At 61.1% G+C, this 15,897-nt stretch carries 14 protein-coding genes; 10 read left to right on the top strand and 4 right to left on the bottom strand.

Going from position 1 to position 15,897, the window contains the following annotated elements; all coding sequences use genetic code 11:
* The 3 genes from AC52Q4_RS02925 to AC52Q4_RS02915 form a co-directional block, all read left to right on the top strand.
* Positions 1 to 204, top strand: a 204-nt coding sequence (locus AC52Q4_RS02925) for an iron-sulfur cluster assembly scaffold protein (protein ID WP_495535306.1), incomplete at its 5' end; no start/stop codon positions are given.
* A gap of 11 nt (positions 205 to 215) precedes the next feature.
* A complete protein-coding gene (locus AC52Q4_RS02920) occupies positions 216 to 551 on the top strand; it encodes a DUF59 domain-containing protein (RefSeq protein ID WP_495535305.1) in 336 nt (111 codons plus the stop codon).
* A 358-nt stretch (positions 552 to 909) separates the two neighbouring features.
* On the top strand, positions 910 to 2,586 hold the full coding sequence (locus AC52Q4_RS02915) for a GGDEF domain-containing protein (protein WP_495535304.1): 1,677 nt from the start codon (positions 910 to 912) through the stop codon (positions 2,584 to 2,586).
* 69 nt (positions 2,587 to 2,655) lie between these two features.
* Here the strand turns inward: AC52Q4_RS02915 and AC52Q4_RS02910 are convergent, their stop codons facing one another.
* Positions 2,656 to 5,091, bottom strand: a complete 2,436-nt coding sequence (locus AC52Q4_RS02910) for an acyl-CoA dehydrogenase (protein ID WP_495535303.1) — start codon at positions 5,089 to 5,091, stop codon at positions 2,656 to 2,658.
* Between the two features lie 187 nt (positions 5,092 to 5,278).
* On the opposite strand from AC52Q4_RS02910, the gene AC52Q4_RS02905 reads away from it, so the two are divergent.
* The 4 genes from AC52Q4_RS02905 to yoaA are packed head-to-tail and all read left to right on the top strand — an operon-like array spanning position 5,279 to position 10,577.
* Positions 5,279 to 5,803 (top strand): disulfide bond formation protein B, encoded by a 525-nt coding sequence (locus tag AC52Q4_RS02905; RefSeq protein WP_495535302.1) that lies wholly within the window; start codon positions 5,279 to 5,281, stop codon positions 5,801 to 5,803.
* 30 nt (positions 5,804 to 5,833) lie between these two features.
* A complete protein-coding gene (gene mrcB, locus AC52Q4_RS02900; RefSeq protein ID WP_495535301.1) occupies positions 5,834 to 8,152 on the top strand; it encodes a penicillin-binding protein 1B in 2,319 nt (772 codons plus the stop codon).
* Positions 8,152 to 8,661, top strand: a complete 510-nt coding sequence (locus AC52Q4_RS02895; protein ID WP_495535300.1) for a tetratricopeptide repeat protein — start codon at positions 8,152 to 8,154, stop codon at positions 8,659 to 8,661. The genes mrcB and AC52Q4_RS02895 overlap by 1 nt, the downstream gene beginning before the upstream one ends.
* Positions 8,658 to 10,577 (top strand): DNA repair helicase YoaA, encoded by a 1,920-nt coding sequence (gene yoaA, locus AC52Q4_RS02890; protein WP_495535299.1) that lies wholly within the window; start codon positions 8,658 to 8,660, stop codon positions 10,575 to 10,577. Before AC52Q4_RS02895 ends, yoaA begins: the two co-directional genes overlap by 4 nt.
* 193 nt (positions 10,578 to 10,770) lie before the next feature.
* On the opposite strand, the gene AC52Q4_RS02885 is transcribed toward yoaA, so the two are convergent.
* From AC52Q4_RS02885 to ectA, 3 genes are all read right to left on the bottom strand, one after another.
* The gene (locus AC52Q4_RS02885) at positions 10,771 to 11,154 is read right to left on the bottom strand and encodes an ectoine synthase (protein WP_495535298.1); all 384 of its coding nucleotides are present in this window, start codon (positions 11,152 to 11,154) and stop codon (positions 10,771 to 10,773) included.
* A 32-nt stretch (positions 11,155 to 11,186) separates the two neighbouring features.
* A complete protein-coding gene (ectB, locus tag AC52Q4_RS02880) occupies positions 11,187 to 12,482 on the bottom strand; it encodes a diaminobutyrate--2-oxoglutarate transaminase (protein ID WP_495535297.1) in 1,296 nt (431 codons plus the stop codon).
* A 74-nt stretch (positions 12,483 to 12,556) separates the two neighbouring features.
* Entirely contained in the window at positions 12,557 to 13,078 is a 522-nt protein-coding gene (gene ectA, locus AC52Q4_RS02875) for a diaminobutyrate acetyltransferase (protein WP_495535296.1), read from the bottom strand.
* Positions 13,079 to 13,593: 515 nt separating this feature from the next.
* Here ectA and tsaB point away from each other — a divergent pair.
* The 3 genes from tsaB to AC52Q4_RS02860 form a co-directional block, all read left to right on the top strand.
* A complete protein-coding gene (gene tsaB, locus AC52Q4_RS02870; protein ID WP_495535295.1) occupies positions 13,594 to 14,274 on the top strand; it encodes a tRNA (adenosine(37)-N6)-threonylcarbamoyltransferase complex dimerization subunit type 1 TsaB in 681 nt (226 codons plus the stop codon).
* A 397-nt stretch (positions 14,275 to 14,671) separates the two neighbouring features.
* Entirely contained in the window at positions 14,672 to 15,016 is a 345-nt protein-coding gene (locus tag AC52Q4_RS02865; RefSeq protein WP_495535294.1) for a histidine triad nucleotide-binding protein, read from the top strand.
* Positions 15,017 to 15,121: 105 nt separating this feature from the next.
* Positions 15,122 to 15,897, top strand: a 776-nt coding sequence (locus tag AC52Q4_RS02860; RefSeq protein ID WP_495535293.1) for a metal ABC transporter solute-binding protein, Zn/Mn family, incomplete at its 3' end; no start/stop codon positions are given.

The raw sequence follows: 15,897 nt of genomic DNA, 5'->3' as shown, positions 1-15,897 counted from the left end.
AAGACAGTCGAAGAGGCGCAAGGCCTGTTCGAGCAATTTCATGATTTGGTAACTCGTGATGATGCCTATCCCGAACCGGCTCTCGGTAAAGTGGCGGTGCTCGCGGGCGTGCGGGACTATCCCATGCGCGTCAAGTGCGCCACGCTCGCGTGGCATACGTTGCACGCGGCGCTGGAAGAGAAGGAAGGGATAAGCACCGAGTGAGGAGAAGCGACATGAGTGGGGCCGCTACCCCGAAAAGGGATATCGAAAGCCTGCGCGAAGAGGTGGTAGGGGCGTTGCGGTGTGTCTATGACCCGGAGATACCGATCAGCATATACGAGCTGGGCTTGATCTATGAGCTCGATGTGAATGACGAGGGGTTCGTGGACGTCGTGATGACGCTGACGAGCCCTTCATGCCCGGTCGCAGGCCAGATGCCGGGTATGGTCAAATCGGCCGTCGAACAGGTTGCCGGAGTACAGGCGGCGGAAGTGGAGCTGACTTGGGATCCGCCGTGGAGCTCGGACCGGGTGTCCGAAGCGGGCAAGCTGCAACTAGGGCTCATTTGAGCGAGTTCGCCCGACCGCCTCGCCTATCGTGTCTAACTCGCCTTTTCACCCCGCCAGATCCGCTCACCCGTATGACGAAAGGGGAGCGCTTCGTGCCTAGAGTCGGGAGCGCGGCGTGCGATGCCGGCACTATTTTGTACCCGCGCCCTGTAGTTACCCTAATCTCTGCCGTATTCCTTTTTGTATTTGTTCAGTAGAGGGTACGGTTTTCGCTGAGCGCGTCATGTCATGGAAACGCGACATGGTGGTTTGCCAGGGAAATCGCGCCACTGGAAAATAATGCGTGACGTATGTAAATTTTTCTCCAGAATATTCGCTATGAACCCAACCACGACGCTGCCTATCGGTCGCTTGAGGTGTGTTCTATCAGCGACAAGGTTCGCAGGAACGCGGTAACCTGGGGGGCGAGCGCAAGGGAGGGGCATCGGTGCAGGAAGCAGACGTAGATATGGGTTCCATTCGTCAAACCGTCACTGAGCTGGAACGTACCTGGCACGCAGTCAGTCACGACTCGGATAGTGACAGTCTCGTGCACATGCTACGGCTCGTCGAGATTTTCACCAGGCGTCTTCAAGAGGCGGGGCTGGGTGAAGCAGCCAGACGTGTCCAAGAGCTTGGCCACAAGCTGGGTCCGGCCGCAGTGCGGCGGGAGCGATTGGAACCCGAGTTCCTCATTCACGTGACAAAGGAACTGGAGGCGCTGCGTCGCAACATCGAAGAGCCGGCCGCTGGCATCATTTTGCTCGGTGATGAGGACGCGCGCCAGCAGGTACTGGTTCTGGAGCAAAACCAGGACATCGTCGATCAGCTCAATCGGGAAATGGGCCTGTTGGGCTACCGCCTTCGCTCCGTGGTCGATAGTGACAGCCTGATTGCTGCGCTACGCGCGTACCCGGCTAACGCCGTTATCGTGGATCTGGATGCACCGGCGAGCGCTGCGGCGCTCACACGGCTTTTGGTGCAAGTGCGAGACTCATCCGGGCGCATGCTGCCGGTGATCGGCATCAGCCATCGCAATGATTTTCAGACGCGACTGCATGCGGTACGCGCCGGTGTGGTCTCCTACCTCGTTCCGCCTATCGATCCCCACGATTTGGTCATGGAACTCGATTTGGTGACGTATCGCCGGGAGCCGGAGCGCCTGCACGTGCTCCTGGTCGAGCCGAGCGAAACCCGGGCGGCCAACTATCGCGGGATACTCGAGGGGGGCGGTCTGAGCGTATCTGCTGTGAGTGAGCCAGAGAAGGCATTGGCCGCTCTGCAGGATTTATCGCCGGATGTGATTCTCATGGCGATGTATCTGGAGGAATGCACGGGAGCGGAGCTGGCCCGGGTGATTCGCCAATTCCCTGTTCATACCAGTATTCCGATCGTCTTTCTCGGTCCACGTACTGCAATGGACCGTCAACTCGATGCCATCGGCGTGGGCGGCGACGATTTTCTCTCGGGACCCACTCATGCCAGCTATCTGGTTAGGTTCGTGACCATACGCGCCGAACGCGGCCGTAAACTGCGCTCGCTGATGCTCACCGACAACTTGACTGGATTACTCAACCATACCTATACCAAGGAGCAGCTCAACAAAGAACTCGCTCGGGCCGCCCGGCGTGAGACCGCGTTGGCCTTTGCCATGGTGGATCTCGATGACTTCAAGGCGGTGAATGATACGTACGGCCATCCTGCCGGCGACCGGGTAATCAAGACCTTGGCGCGTTTGTTCAAGCAGCGGTTGCGGCGTTCCGACTACGTCGGGCGTTATGGCGGTGAGGAGTTTGCGGTGATCATGCCGGAGTCAACCGCGGACGATGCAAAACGTGCCTTGGAGGAAATCCGGGTGACCTTCCGTCGCATCAGCCAGATTGCCTTGAATGGTACCTTTCGGGCGAGTTTTAGCGCCGGTATAGCGGCATTCCCCGAGATTGACGACGCGACGGATCTCATGTATTGGGCCGACCAAGCGTTGTATGCGGCCAAGCAGGCCGGCCGGGACCGGGTGGTTACGCATCGCGAGACGGCGTCGCATGCACAATCATGAACCCTTGAAGGCGAGCGTCCTCATAAGGGTGACCCGTCGGGAAGTGGTCTACGCGCTCGACACCGGAGCCTAGCCGGCGCTGCGCGCAAGGTCCAGAGGATCGAAATCGTCAACTGATATGACACTGCGGCGCGCCATGTCGGCGTGACGCAGAACTTCGGCTTCCTCGGAATCGATCACACCGGCGTCGTAAGCGGCTTTCGCCGGTTCCGTGCGCCGATGTGGTTGCAGTTTTCCCGCATCCCGCGCCTCTTTTATCTTGTGCTCGATACGCTCGGCGGCAATGATCTTTGCCCAGGCATCTTCCAAGCGCTTGCTCGGATCCTCGGGGTCCGTGCTGCGGTAAATGCCGGCCACGAGACGCTCGATGCCATCGTGTGGTTGCATCAGCAGCTGAGCGATGCGCTCACCGATTGCATCCGCCGGCGCGCGGTATCGCCGACCGGTTGGAAGGAGCAGCACTCGCAACAGCGTGGCCGCGGTGCGCGAGGGAAGATTTCGCAGTATGTCGTCCAAGCGGTTTTGCATCGCGAATAAGGCATCCTCCACGCCCCATTGCACCAGCGGGAGATCCTCGGCCGGTCTGCCCTGGTCCTCATAGCGCTTCAACGTGGCCGAGGCGAGATAGAGATAGCTCAGCAAGTCACCGAGCCGGGCCGAGATACGCTCGCGGCGTTTGAGGGTATCGCCCAGCACCAGCATGCAGGTGTCGGCCGTGAGGGCGAAAGAGGCGGCCATGCGGCTAAGCTGGCGGTAATAGTGGCGTGTCTCGGGGCTGCCGGCTCCGGCGGTGAGCCAACCGCCGCTGATCGTTAATAAAAAGGCCCGAAGAGCATTGCTCATAAGCCAGCCGGTGTGTTTGACGAGCAGCCGGTCAAATGCCGCGACGCCTGCCTCGGGATCGGGGCGTGCCGCGCGCAGCTCGGCGAGCAGAAAAGGGTGAGCGCGCAACGCCCCCTGACCGAAGATCATCATGTTTCGAGTCAGAATGTTGCTGCCCTCCACCGTGATGCTGATCGGCGTTGTTTGATAGGCGCGGCCAAGGTAATTGTTCGGTCCGAGGCAAATTCCCTTGCCGCCGTGGATGTCCATAGCGTCGTTGACGCATGCGCGCATCCGCTCGGTCAGGTGGTATTTCACCACGGCGGAGAGTACGGCCGGCTCTTCTCCCTGATCGATGGCGCTGATGGTCAGTTTGCGGGCGGCATCCATCACGTAGGTGTTGCCACCGATCCTGGCGAGCGCTTCCTGTACTCCCTCGAATTCCCCGATCGGGCGCTGGAATTGGCGACGGATGCGGGTATAGCCGCCGCTGGTGAGGCTCATCTTTTTGGCGAGCGCCGTAGCGCCCGAGGGCAGTGAAATAGAGCGGCCGACCGCCAGGCAATCCATGAGCATGATCCATCCCTGGCCGATGCGCTCGTGGCCCCCAATTATCCAATTCAGCGGAATGAATACGTCCCGGCCTCGATTGGGCCCGTTCATAAAAGCGGCATTCAGCGGCAGATGTCGCCGACCTATCTCCACGCCGGGCGTATTCGTCGGAATAAGAGCCAAGGTGATACCGAGCTCTTCGTGTTCCCCCAGCAGACGCTCCGGATCGTACGCCTTAAAGGCAAGACCGAGCACCGTGGCGATCGGGCCGAGAGTGATGTAGCGTTTTTCCCAGTTCAGCCGCAGGCCGACAACTTCCTTTCCGTTGTGGATGCCCTTGCAAACCACACCGGTATCGGGAATCGAGCCGGCATCGGAGCCCGCTTCCGGTCCGGTTAGGGCGAAACAGGGAATCTCCTCGCCGCGTGCCAGCCGGGGCAGATAGTAGTCGCGCTGCGGCTCGGAACCGTAGCGTATGAGCAGTTCCGCCGGCCCCAGCGAATTGGGGACCATGACCGTGGAGCCCAGATCACCGCAATGGCTGGCCAGCTTCATGGTGATCTCGGAGTGCGCGAGTGCCGAGAAGCCCTTGCCGCCATATTCCTTGGGAATGATGAGCCCGAAAAAGCCTTCTTCCCTCAAGTATTGCCAGGCGCGCGGTGGCAGATCCATGCGGCTATGGGTGACGTCCCAGTCGTTTACCATCCGGCAGAGCTCCTCCACTGGGCCATCGAGAAACGCCTGTTCTGCCTCGGATAGCGTGGACATCGGGTAGCCCAGCAATTTCTTCCAGTTGGGCCGTCCCGTGAACAAATCGCCGTCCCACCAGACCGTACCGGCTTCCAATGCCGCTGTTTCAGTGTCCGATAGGCTCGGCAGGGTGTTTTTGAACCAGGTGAACACGCGTGCGGTAACTACCGAACGGCGCAATGTCGGTATATTGAGCGGGATCGCCACGGCAACGAACAGCAACCAAAGGGGAACGATCCAGGGCCAGGCCGGCGCACTCGCCACGCTGAGCAGCGCCAGATAGACGGCGATTGCTGTCGTGTTAAGCCACAATGGAGCTTGATTGAATGCAAGAACGCCGATCAATACGATGAATAAGATGAGCCAGGCGAAAGCTAGCATTGAACTTCTCCTTCTTTTGTGGGACCGCGTGCCGGACTTCCTTCATGCAGCTCTAGCCGTGCGGTCCGTTAGCGTCCATGCTGCAGCGTATAAAATTTCTCGGGTATCGGAAGCCGGTTGGCACGGTGGATGAGTCAGTTCTGGTAGTATTGCCGGATTTCCCCAAGCAGACGACGTCACAAAGATTATGCTCGAAAGATTGGTCCTCTGGCGTCGGCCGCTGAATCTGGTCGGATTTGCCGTGTGCTCCGCCTTGCTCGCCTTTGCCTATTATCTGCAGTTTTACGAAGGCTTGGACCCATGCCCGCTGTGCGTGTTTCAGCGTATGGGATTTCTTCTTCTTGGTGGCGCGTTCCTCATTGCCGGGCTGTACGCACCGCGCCAGGGTGGTGCACGGATCTATGCCTTGGTGATTGCCGTCATCGCGCTGGCGGGCGGTGTGTTGGCCGCGCGGCATATCTGGATCCAATCATTGCCCGGCGATGAAGTTCCGGCCTGCGGGCCGGGTCTCGACTACCTGCTCGAAACGTTGCCGCTGTGGGATGCCGTGCAGATGGCACTGCAGGGCTCCGGCGAGTGTGCTCACGTGGACCGACTGCTTGGGATTTCGCTACCGGTCTGGAGTCTGGTGGGGTTCGTCGCTCTGGGCACGGCAGGGATCGTGCTGAACTGGGCGCGCCAGCCGTCGCCTTTATCCTATACCAATCCTTGACCTGCATGCCGTATCCGAGCGGTCCGAGCCATGGCCAAGCGTCGGCGCAAGCAGCATAAGTCCAACGGCAAAGGGGACTCCCGACGCCGCCGTCGCCCGCTGTGGCGTTTTTTCCTTATCTTGCTGATGCTGCTGGTGGCCGCCGGCGGTGCCTATACGTACTGGCTCAACCGCCGTATCGTTACCGAGTTCGAAGGTAAACGCTGGGCGATCCCTGCCCGCGTCTTCGCCCGTCCGCTGGAGCTTTATCCAGGCGCTCGGCTCGACAGCCAAAAATTCCTCCTCGAACTGAAGGCGGCCGGCTACCGCCGCTCCGCCAGCGTGCAGCAGCCGGGCACCTACACGCGTCAGGGCGAGTCTTTCCGTTTTCATACCCGCGCCTTTCGGTTCTGGGATGGAGGAGAGCCGTCACGGATTCTGAACGTGCGCTTTGACGGCGGGCGCGTCGCGGCAGTGCGTAATGCACGTGACGGCACGAAATTGCCGCTGGCCCGTCTGGACCCGGCTCGAATCGCTAACATCTATCCCGCGCGGCGCGAGGATCGCGTTCTGGTGCGTCTGGAGGAGGTGCCGCAACCCCTGGTCGAGGCCCTGATCGCCATCGAGGATCGGCGGTTCCTGCAGCATCATGGGATCTCACTGGCGGGTATTGGCCGGGCGCTCATAGCGGATATCCGGGCTGGGCGCTGGGTGCAGGGCGGAAGCACACTGACCCAGCAACTGGTGAAGAACTACTTTCTCAGTAATGAGCGCACGCTCTGGCGCAAGCTCAATGAAGCCGTTATGGCGATCCTGCTAGAGCTTCATTACAGCAAGCGCGAAATCCTCGAAGCTTACCTCAATGAAGTGTATCTCGCACAGGACGGAAATCGGGCCGTCCATGGCTTTGGCCTCGCCAGCCGGTACTATTTCGACAAACCGCTCGCTCAGCTCGAACTCAATCAGCAGGCGCTCCTGGTGGGTCTCGTCAAGGGGCCGTCTTACTACAACCCCCGCAGAGACGCCGAGCGCGCGCGCTCTCGGCGTATTCAGGTGCTCGATGCCATGCTCGAGCAGGGGTTTGCTTCGCGGGCTGAAGGGCAGCGAGCGAAGCGTCGCGAACTGGCTGTGGTGCCGCGATCGCAAAGCGCTGACAGCGCATTCCCGGCTTTTATGGACCTGGTCAAGCGGCATTTGCGGCGGGACTATCGCTACAAGGATCTGACCTCCGAGGGGCTGCTCATCTTTACCACTCTGGCGCCCTCGGTGCAGCACACGGCGGAGCAGGCGCTCGCCGAACGCGCGCGGGATTGGTTGCCTGGAACCGAGGGCGCAGTCATCGTCGTGACAGTGGAGGATGGCGAAGTGGAAGCCGTGGTAGGGGGGCGCGATCCACGCTACGCCGGCTTCAATCGGGCACTGGATGCCCGGCGTCAAATCGGTTCGCTGATCAAACCGGCGATTTACCTCACTGCCCTGGCTCGGCCACGACAATTCGGTCTGGGCAGCTTGTTGCAGGACAAGCCCGTCACGCTCAAAAATGCCAATGGCCAGCTCTGGACGCCGCGCAATTATGACCGCAAGCGCCACGGGGTCGTGCCGCTATGGTTAGCGCTGGCGCATTCCTACAACGTCCCGACCGTGAGGCTCGGTTTGGACGTCGGCTTGCGCGCGGTCGCCGACACCATCCAGCGCCTGGGCGGACGGGTGCCTGACACGGTCTATCCCTCTCTGCTATTGGGCGCTGTGCAGTTCACCCCGCTTGAGGTTACCCAGATGTACGAGACTATCGCCTCGGGGGGGTTTCGTACTCCGTTGCGGGCGGTGCGGGCCATCATGACGCCGGACTATGATGTCTTGAATCACTATCCGCTCGAAGTGTCGCGGGCGTTCGAATCGGGTCCGATCTATCTCTTGCGTTACGGTTTGCAGGAAGTGGTGCGCCAGGGCACCGCTCATGGCCTGTCTCGCATGCTGCCAGCGGAGGCGAACGTGGCCGGCAAAACGGGGACGACCGACGACACGCGCGACAGCTGGTTTGCCGGCTTCACCGGGCAACGGCTCGCCGTGGCCTGGGTCGGCCGGGACGATAACGGCCGCACCGGGTTGACCGGTTCCAGCGGCGCGATGCAGGTATGGGGGGAGATGATGAGGCAGTTGCCCCTGCAGCCATACGAACCGGTCCCGCCACAGAGCGTGCAGAAGCGCTGGATCGATGAACGCACGGGGGCGATGGCGGACTCGCACTGTGCACATGCCGTGAAGCTGCCCTATATACGCGACAGTGCCCCTGATGGCACCTCAGAGTGCGTCCGCGCGGCGAGCGAGGTCGATCGTGCGATGAACTGGGTGAGGAGGTTATTCGACTGATGGGCACAGAGATCGCGGGACGCTGCCTCACGATTGGCTTCGTGTTGGGCTTGCTCGCCGGCTGCGCGGGTGTCGAGGCTCCGCAGGAGCCAGCCCCACGGCCGGCGCCGCCTGAGACCAGGGAGGAGCAGCCGCCGCCGTCCGTTCCGGGTGAGCGCAAGGCCGCGATGCCAGAGGCGGTGCGTGAGCTGGTATCCAGGGCGGAGGATAGCTCCGCGGCGGGTGAGCATGATCGGGCGGTTGCCTTCCTGGAGCGCGCGTTGCGCATCGTGCCGCGTCACCCCATCATTTGGCAGAATCTCGCGGTCGTTCGGTATCGTCAAGGGCGGTACGCCCAAGCCGAGAGCCTGGCGTTGAAATCGATTGCACTGGCGGGCGACGATGCGGCTCTCAAGCGTCAGGACTGGAAGCTCATTGGTGCCGTGCGCGATATTCAGGGGGATAAGGCCGGGGCGAAGGAAGCGCGTGCCCGGGCCGCAAGGCGGAGCGATTCTCGCAGCAAGCCATGAGTGCCCAAGCATGCCGTGAGGCCTTGAGCGGCAACGGTTGCCTGGCGCGGCTGGTGCCGGGCTATGAGCCGCGCGCAGAACAAATGGAAATGGCTCAGGCCGTGGCCGATGCTTTGGCAGACGATGCCACTCTGGTTGTCGAGGCCGGCACCGGCATTGGTAAAACATTTGCTTACTTAGTACCTGTACTGTGCTCCGGGCTTAAGGTCGTCCTGTCCACGGGCACCAAGACCCTGCAGGATCAGCTTTTCCATAAGGATCTGCCGTTAGTCGCCAAAGCATTGGAGGCCCCCTTACGCGCTACCTTGCTCAAGGGACGCTCGAATTACCTATGTCGATATCGCCTGACGGCGACCCTGGAGGCGGGGCACTTCGACAATGCCGAGCAGGCCGCGGCGTTTCAGGAGCTTCATGACTGGTCGCGGATCACCCGAAGCGGCGATCTCACGGAGGCGCCGCTGACCCTCGATGACTCGGCGCTGCGCGCGCGCGCGACGGCAACGGCCGATAATTGTCTCGGCCAGCAATGCCCCGCTTACGCTACGTGTTTTCTGATGGAAGCGCGGCGTCGAGCGCAGGAGGCCGATGTGATCGTGGTTAACCATCATTTGCTGATGGCGGATTGGGCGGTTCGCGACAGCGGTTTCGGCGAGGTGCTTCCGGAGGCGGACGCCTATGTGCTGGATGAGGCGCATCAGCTCGCGGATACGGCCGCGCGTTTCTTCGGGCACACGCTGAGCAGTCGACAAATTACGGATCTCGCTCGGGATGCGCGCTTGCAGGAGCGGCGCGAGGCCCCGGATTCGCCCGCCATCGGTCGGGCCGCAGAGACCGTGCGTCGGGCAGTGCTGGCGTTTCGCCTCGCTTTAGGAGAAGGTGCCCGCCGCGGTGCTTGGAGTGAAGCTTCGCGATGGGCCGCTGAGCTGCAGGAGCTGAAGGCCCGGCTGCAGGCGCTGCACGCCGTGCTCGAGCCACACGCGCCGCGCGGCAAGGGACTCGAGAGCTGTACTCGGCGGGCGGCGGAAAGCGTCAAACTCTTGCAGCTCTTTCTCGGCTCGGAAGAGAAAGCCGGTTACGTCAAGTGGTGGGAAACCGGGTCGGCTTCATTCGCATTGCATGTAACCCCACTCGATATCGCGCCTGCCTTTCGCGATCGGATGAACCGCCGCCGGACCGCCTGGATCTTCACGTCGGCAACCTTATCGGTCGGCAAGCACTTCGATCACTACGTTGCACAGCTCGGACTGGAGCGGCCGCGGACATTGCGCGTGGAAAGCCCCTTTGACTACGCCCGCAATGCGCTTTTGTATGTGCCCGATGATCTGCCTGCACCGAACGCACCCGGTTACCAGATGCGTTACCTGGAAATGGCGCGGCGGGTCTTGCACGCCAGTGGTGGGCGTGCGTTTCTACTTTTTACCAGCCATCAAGCCCTGGAGGACGCGGCGCGTTTCCTTGCCGAGCGCCTGCCGCACCCGCTGCTCGTGCAAGGAAGGTTATCCCAGAATCAGTTGCTGCAACGCTTTCGTGATCTCGGAGATGCGGTATTGTTGGGCGCGCAAAGCTTTTGGGAAGGGGTGGATGTACGGGGTGAGGCGCTTTCCTGCGTCATGATCGATCGTCTGCCCTTTGCCGCACCCTCCGAGCCGGTTCATCATGCGCGCGTCGAAGCCCTGCGCCGGCGCAATGCGAATCCCTTCGTTGACTTTCAGCTGCCCCAGGCCGTTATTACGCTGCGTCAAGGGGTAGGGCGCCTGATTCGCGGTAGCACCGACCGCGGCGTGCTGGTCATTGGCGATCATCGGATCGTGAGCCGTTCCTATGGAGCCGTATTCCTGCGCAGCCTCCCGCCGCTTCCGTTGACCCGACGCCTAGAGGAGGTGCGAGCGTTTTTCGAGGAGCGAGACCTCGCGTGAGATCGTGCATTCCCCTCCTGACCCAGCGCAATCAACACGATTCGCACGGTTGATGGCGCTCGAGGGGGTGAGTGCAGAGAAGACTTCGTCCAGGGCCGACGTTTGCCGTAAGCGGACCCATAGGAGGGCATGGAGGATAACCGGGCGTGCCCGGTTATCCTCGACAAGCAATTTTGCGGTAATCGCGGGGCGGCTATTCGATAAGGGGGTACGTGCCCTGTTCGTCGTGGACTTCCTGTCCGGTGAGGGCGGGACTGAACACGCACATCATCCGCAGCTGTGATTTGGCGCGAAGGTAATGTTTGTCGTGCTTATCAAGCGCGTAGAACACACCGGGACGGATCGAATAGACTTTGCCATCGTCGACTGTTTCGAGCTCACCCTCGCCCTCGATGCAGTAAACCGCCTCCAAATGATTCGCATACCAGATGTAGGTCTCCGAGCCGGCATGCAGCACGGTGTCATGAAACGAAAACCCCATACCGTCCGCCTTGAGCAGCAAGCGGCGGCTGTGAAAGGTCGATGCGCGGACGTCATTTTTCGTCCCTACTAAGTCGTCCAAAGTGCGATAGATCATAGGCGATTGCTCTCTTCACTCCATGCAGAGGATTACTGCCCGGCGGCCCGAGGCGCGCCGATCTCCAGCTCTTCCATGGCTTCGACGATGGCACGATCAATGATTTGCAGGCCTTTTTCCAAGTCCGCGTGCTCGGTGGTTAGCGGCGGCATGAGTTTGAGCACCGCGTCATCCGGCCCTGCTGTCTCAATGATCATGCCATGCTTGAAAGCCTTCTTCGAGATGGTGCCCGCGAGGCCCTTGTTGGCAAATTCGATTGCTTGCAGCATACCGCGGCCGCGCACCGTCCCCGGTGCCTCCGGGTATTTCTTTGCCATCTTCTCCAAGGCGTCGCGCATATAGCGCCCTTTGGCCAGTATCTGCTCGCTGAATGTGTCGTCGCTCCAAAAGAGCTCGAGTGCCCGCTTAGCGGTGACCATGGCGGGGTTGTGACCCCGAAACGTGCCGTTGTGTTCGCCCGGCTCCCAGATATCGTATTCCGGTTTGACCAGCGTGAGCGCCAGCGGCAAGCCGTAACCGCTCAGCGACTTGGACACGGTAATGAGGTCCGGGTCGAGCTGCGCCTCCTCGAAGCTGAAGAACGTTCCCGTACGGCCGCACCCCGCCTGAATGTCGTCGATGATGAGCAGCATGTCGTGCTTGCGGCAAAGCTGCTGCAGGTGGCGCAGCCACGCGACGGAGGCGATATTGACGCCGCCCTCGGCCTGTAAGGTCTCGGTGATGACGGCCGCCGGTTGATCGACGCCGCTACCGCCGTCATCGAGCACACGATCGAGATAGTCGATCGTATCGAACCCCTCCCCAAGATAGCCATCGAATGGCATTGGGTCGCTGTGCGTCAACGACACGCCGGCGCCGGCGCGCTTGAACGCGTTACCGGTAACCGACAGCGAGCCCAAGGTCATGCCGTGGAAGGCATTGGTGAAGGCGATGATCTTCTCCCGGCCCTTCGTTTTGCGCGCGATTTTCAAGGCGCTTTCGACCGCGTTCGTACCGGTGGGACCAGGGAACTGGACACGGTGATTCATGCCGCGGGGCTCGAGTATCTTCTCATGGAAGGTCATGAGGAACTCCGCACGCGCCCGGCTCGCCATATCAAGGCTATGGGTCACGTTGTCGGCGGCGAGGTAGTCGATCAGCACCTTCTTGAGTTCGGGGTGATTGTGCCCGTAATTGAGCACGCTCGCACCAGCGAAAAAGTCAAGATAGGCTTTGCCATCGACGTCATAGAGATAGGATCCCCGGGCCTTTTCGAACACCGTTGGAAAGTTGCGCACGTAGCTGCGCACCTCGGACTCGTAGCGTTCGATAGCCTCCATTAGTTCCATTGAGAGCACCTCTAGTGTCTATAACTGAGCTGGTTCGACGTGAAGCAGCTGCCGGCCCATTCGCACAAATCCGATCAGCGCGCGACTGCCCTGTGCGGCAAGGGTCCTATGCGGTACAGCTCCTCGTCTTCGTGACCTGGCTCGGGAAACTGACCGGCGCTAAAGCAAGGGTTGATGCGGCACTCCACGCCGAGTTGCCGGGCGATCGCTTGAAAGAGTGCACGGGATGCGGTGTTCGATGGCGCCACGGTCGTCTCGAGCATCGTCGCCCCCTCGGCGCCGGGGCTATTCAGAAAGTCGGTCACGAGCTGTTTGCCCAGGCCACGCCCCTGCATGCTCGGGAGAATCCCGACCTGCCAGAGGAAAACGACCTCGCCCCGGGTCGGCGGTCGGTAGCCGGTGACGAAGCCGACCACCTCGCCATCCAGCTCGGCAACGACACAGGTATCAGCAAAGTCCTTCGCGAGCAGCAGATAGAGGTAGCTCGAGTTGAGGTCGAGGACACCGGATTCTTTGACGACGCGCCATATGGCCGCGCCGTCATCGACGTGGGGCTGACGAATAATGAGCTCCGCATTCGGTTTCGTGGGCGCCACAGCCACCTCCGTAAGCTTAGGCGGGATATCCTCTTGGTGTGCTCATCTGGCGCGAGACACAGGCGGTCGCGAGAACCGATTACGATCGACGTCGAGCGATGCGATTGCCGGAGGATTGTGGAACACACCCCTCAACGCAGCGAATTCTTGTCGGAAAAGCAATGTCTTATGCCGATGACAAGATTCCGTGGGTCTGGGATAATCTGCGAAGGGATGTTGGCCTGAGCGCAGGTTAGGCAACCTGTCGATAGAAGCGATTGAAATTAAACGCATTCCTGATTTCGCGGACAATGCTTGATCAAAATTAAATACGCTGGCTGCAACGATGTCAAGGTCGAATTCCGGACGGGAGGGGTTTATGGAGATGCAAGTTACTGTTACAGAAATACTTATTGACGAATGAATGGAAAACTCTTGCCCTGCCGCGTGCGCTGCGGGGCTGCAGCAATCCACTTCCACCCCGGGCGAAACACAGGCACCGTCTCGCCGGCAGGTGAATCACCCAGGAAACACCCGTGAGTGTTGCCCGAATACTGGCTTTTGATGCGACGACCGAGGCATGTTCTGCCGCGCTTCTCACCTCAGCTGGCGTCTTGAGCCGTTATGAGCTGATGCCGCGCGGTCACGCCCGGCACCTGCTTCCCATGCTTGACGAATTGCTGGAGCAGGCTGGCCTGCGGCTGCAGGATCTGGACGCCATAGCCTATTGTCGCGGACCCGGCTCGTTCACCGGCATTCGCATTGCGGCCGGGATAGCCCAGGGGCTCGCGTACGGGGCGGATCGCCCGGTGATCCCAGTCTCGACTCTGGCGTGCCTCGCACAAGGCAATTATCGGGAGCAGGGAGGCGCGGCTGTGCTCGCGGCGATCGACGCGCGCATGGATGAAGTTTACTGGGGCGCCTATCGGCTGGGTGAGCAGGGGATTATGGTCGCCGTCTCAGAGGAGACAGTCGTCTCCCCCGATGCGGTAACCGTGCCGCCGCGGCTCGGCCCATGGTGCGGTGTCGGTACGGGGTGGGACGTTTACGGGGCACGTCTCGTGTCGCGCTGCGGCCGGCCAGCGCTTGGCATCGATGGCGGGCGTTTGCCGGACGCCCAGGACTGCCTGAGTATCGCGCGCGTGCTGTATCGACAGGGCGTTCGGGTCGATGCCAGCCAGGCGTTACCCGTGTATCTGCGAAATCGCGTGACCTGACGCCGCACCCGACGGCTCGCTCCCACCGGATGCCGGCCTGGTCCGAATTCCGGGAAACATTTCTGAGTGACGTGTCAAACCGGGTATGGCCTCGGCCCGGTTCATAGCAACGCCGCTGTCGGCGTGCGCGACCCGCGACTGCTATCGGCGCCACGATGCGAAGCGCGAGCAGCCGCTGTCGGCGTGCGCGACCCGCGACGTTACGTTATCATGCGCGCGGCTTATGGCGCATCGCTCGGGTGGGCGCACGTTCTCGAGCCGCCTCAGGGCGCACGATCGGAGGACAGCGTTTCGCGCCGACCGATGGGTCTGATGGCATCCAGGGGTGGTTTGAGCACCGGCTGCTGTGTTATCAGGCTATGATCGGCGTCTGAGCTTCAGTGAAGGCGAAGTGATTATGGCGAATATCTTTGCGCAGATCGTCAACGGCGACGTGCCTGCTGATATCGTTTACCGCGACGATCAGGTGACCGCCTTTCGGGATATCAGCCCCAAGGCCCCGGTTCACATCCTCATCATCCCCAACAAAGAGATTCCGACGGTCAACGACATTGACGATGCAGACGAGACACTGGTCGGACATATGATCATCGTCGCCCGCGATCTGGCTCGAAAGGAGGGGATTGCTGCTGATGGCTATCGACTATTAATAAACTGCAATCGCCACGGCGGGCAGGAAGTCTACCATCTGCATCTGCACTTGATGGGTGGAAGGCCGATGGGGCCGATGGTGGTTACTTGAGTAACCGCTGCCACCTTTAGGAAGGGCAGGCGCAGGCATGCGTGTGACTGCAAGCTCGATGCGATGGGCTACTGAATCTCGCTCCCATGAGCCGGCCGTACCTCGATGAGCGAGGCGTTCGGTGGCATTGCAACGTCAATGCACAGAGGCTGCGCCGCGGTGCGCCTGTCTATCTCGGTGCAATTGTTGGGATTGTGTCTGTTATCGCTGACGGGAGTCTGCACGGCTGCAAATGTCACCCTGCCGCTGCACGTCTTCGTTAGTGTCGCTCCGCAGAAGACCTTCGTCACCCGAATCGCCGGTGATCGTGCGCAGGTCGGCGTCATGGTTCAGCCCGGCAACAGCCCGCATACGTATGAGCCCACCCCGAGGCAGATGGCCGCCCTGGCGGACGCCGATATTTACTTCCGTATCGGCGGGCTCTTCGAGCAGAGCTGGATGGAGCGCATCCGCAGCGCCAATTCGCGGATGCAGGTAAGCGATCTCAGGGCGGGTATCCGCTTGCGCAGCGATGCAGAGCAGCCTTGTGGCGGCTTGGGTCATGGGGCGGGCGCCGAGGATTTCCACATCTGGACCAATCCACGGCTGGTGATGGCGATGGCCGCGCGCATACGTGACGACCTTTCGCGTCTGGACCCGGCCGGTGCCCCTGAGTACGAGGCGAACTATCACGCCTTCGCCGCGGATCTGCGCGAGCTCGATTCCGAGATTCGCCGCTTATTGGCGAGTCTGAAAAACCGGAGCTTTCTGGTTATCCATCCGGCGTGGGGTTGTTTCGCTGACGAGTACGGGCTGCGCCAGATTGCGATCGAGGTCTCTGGTAAAACGCCCGGGGCAGCCGCTCTGGGACGTTTGATCGAATGGGCCAAGCAGGAGGAAGT

The sequence above is a fragment of the Nitrococcus sp. genome, assembly GCF_059432795.1.
The sequence above is the reverse complement of the archived record's forward strand: the minus strand, read 5'-3'. Positions and strand labels throughout refer to the sequence as shown.

Coding starts and splice junctions, on each gene's coding strand:
- AC52Q4_RS02920 (WP_495535305.1), top strand. CDS start 216: ATGAGTGGGGCCGCTACCCCGAAAAGGGATATCGAAAGCCTGCGCGAA.
- AC52Q4_RS02910 (WP_495535303.1), bottom strand. CDS start 5,091: ATGCTAGCTTTCGCCTGGCTCATCTTATTCATCGTATTGATCGGCGTT.
- AC52Q4_RS02905 (WP_495535302.1), top strand. CDS start 5,279: ATGCTCGAAAGATTGGTCCTCTGGCGTCGGCCGCTGAATCTGGTCGGA.
- mrcB (WP_495535301.1), top strand. CDS start 5,834: ATGGCCAAGCGTCGGCGCAAGCAGCATAAGTCCAACGGCAAAGGGGAC.
- AC52Q4_RS02895 (WP_495535300.1), top strand. CDS start 8,152: ATGGGCACAGAGATCGCGGGACGCTGCCTCACGATTGGCTTCGTGTTG.
- yoaA (WP_495535299.1), top strand. CDS start 8,658: ATGAGTGCCCAAGCATGCCGTGAGGCCTTGAGCGGCAACGGTTGCCTG.
- AC52Q4_RS02885 (WP_495535298.1), bottom strand. CDS start 11,154: ATGATCTATCGCACTTTGGACGACTTAGTAGGGACGAAAAATGACGTC.
- ectB (WP_495535297.1), bottom strand. CDS start 12,482: ATGGAACTAATGGAGGCTATCGAACGCTACGAGTCCGAGGTGCGCAGC.
- AC52Q4_RS02865 (WP_495535294.1), top strand. CDS start 14,672: ATGGCGAATATCTTTGCGCAGATCGTCAACGGCGACGTGCCTGCTGAT.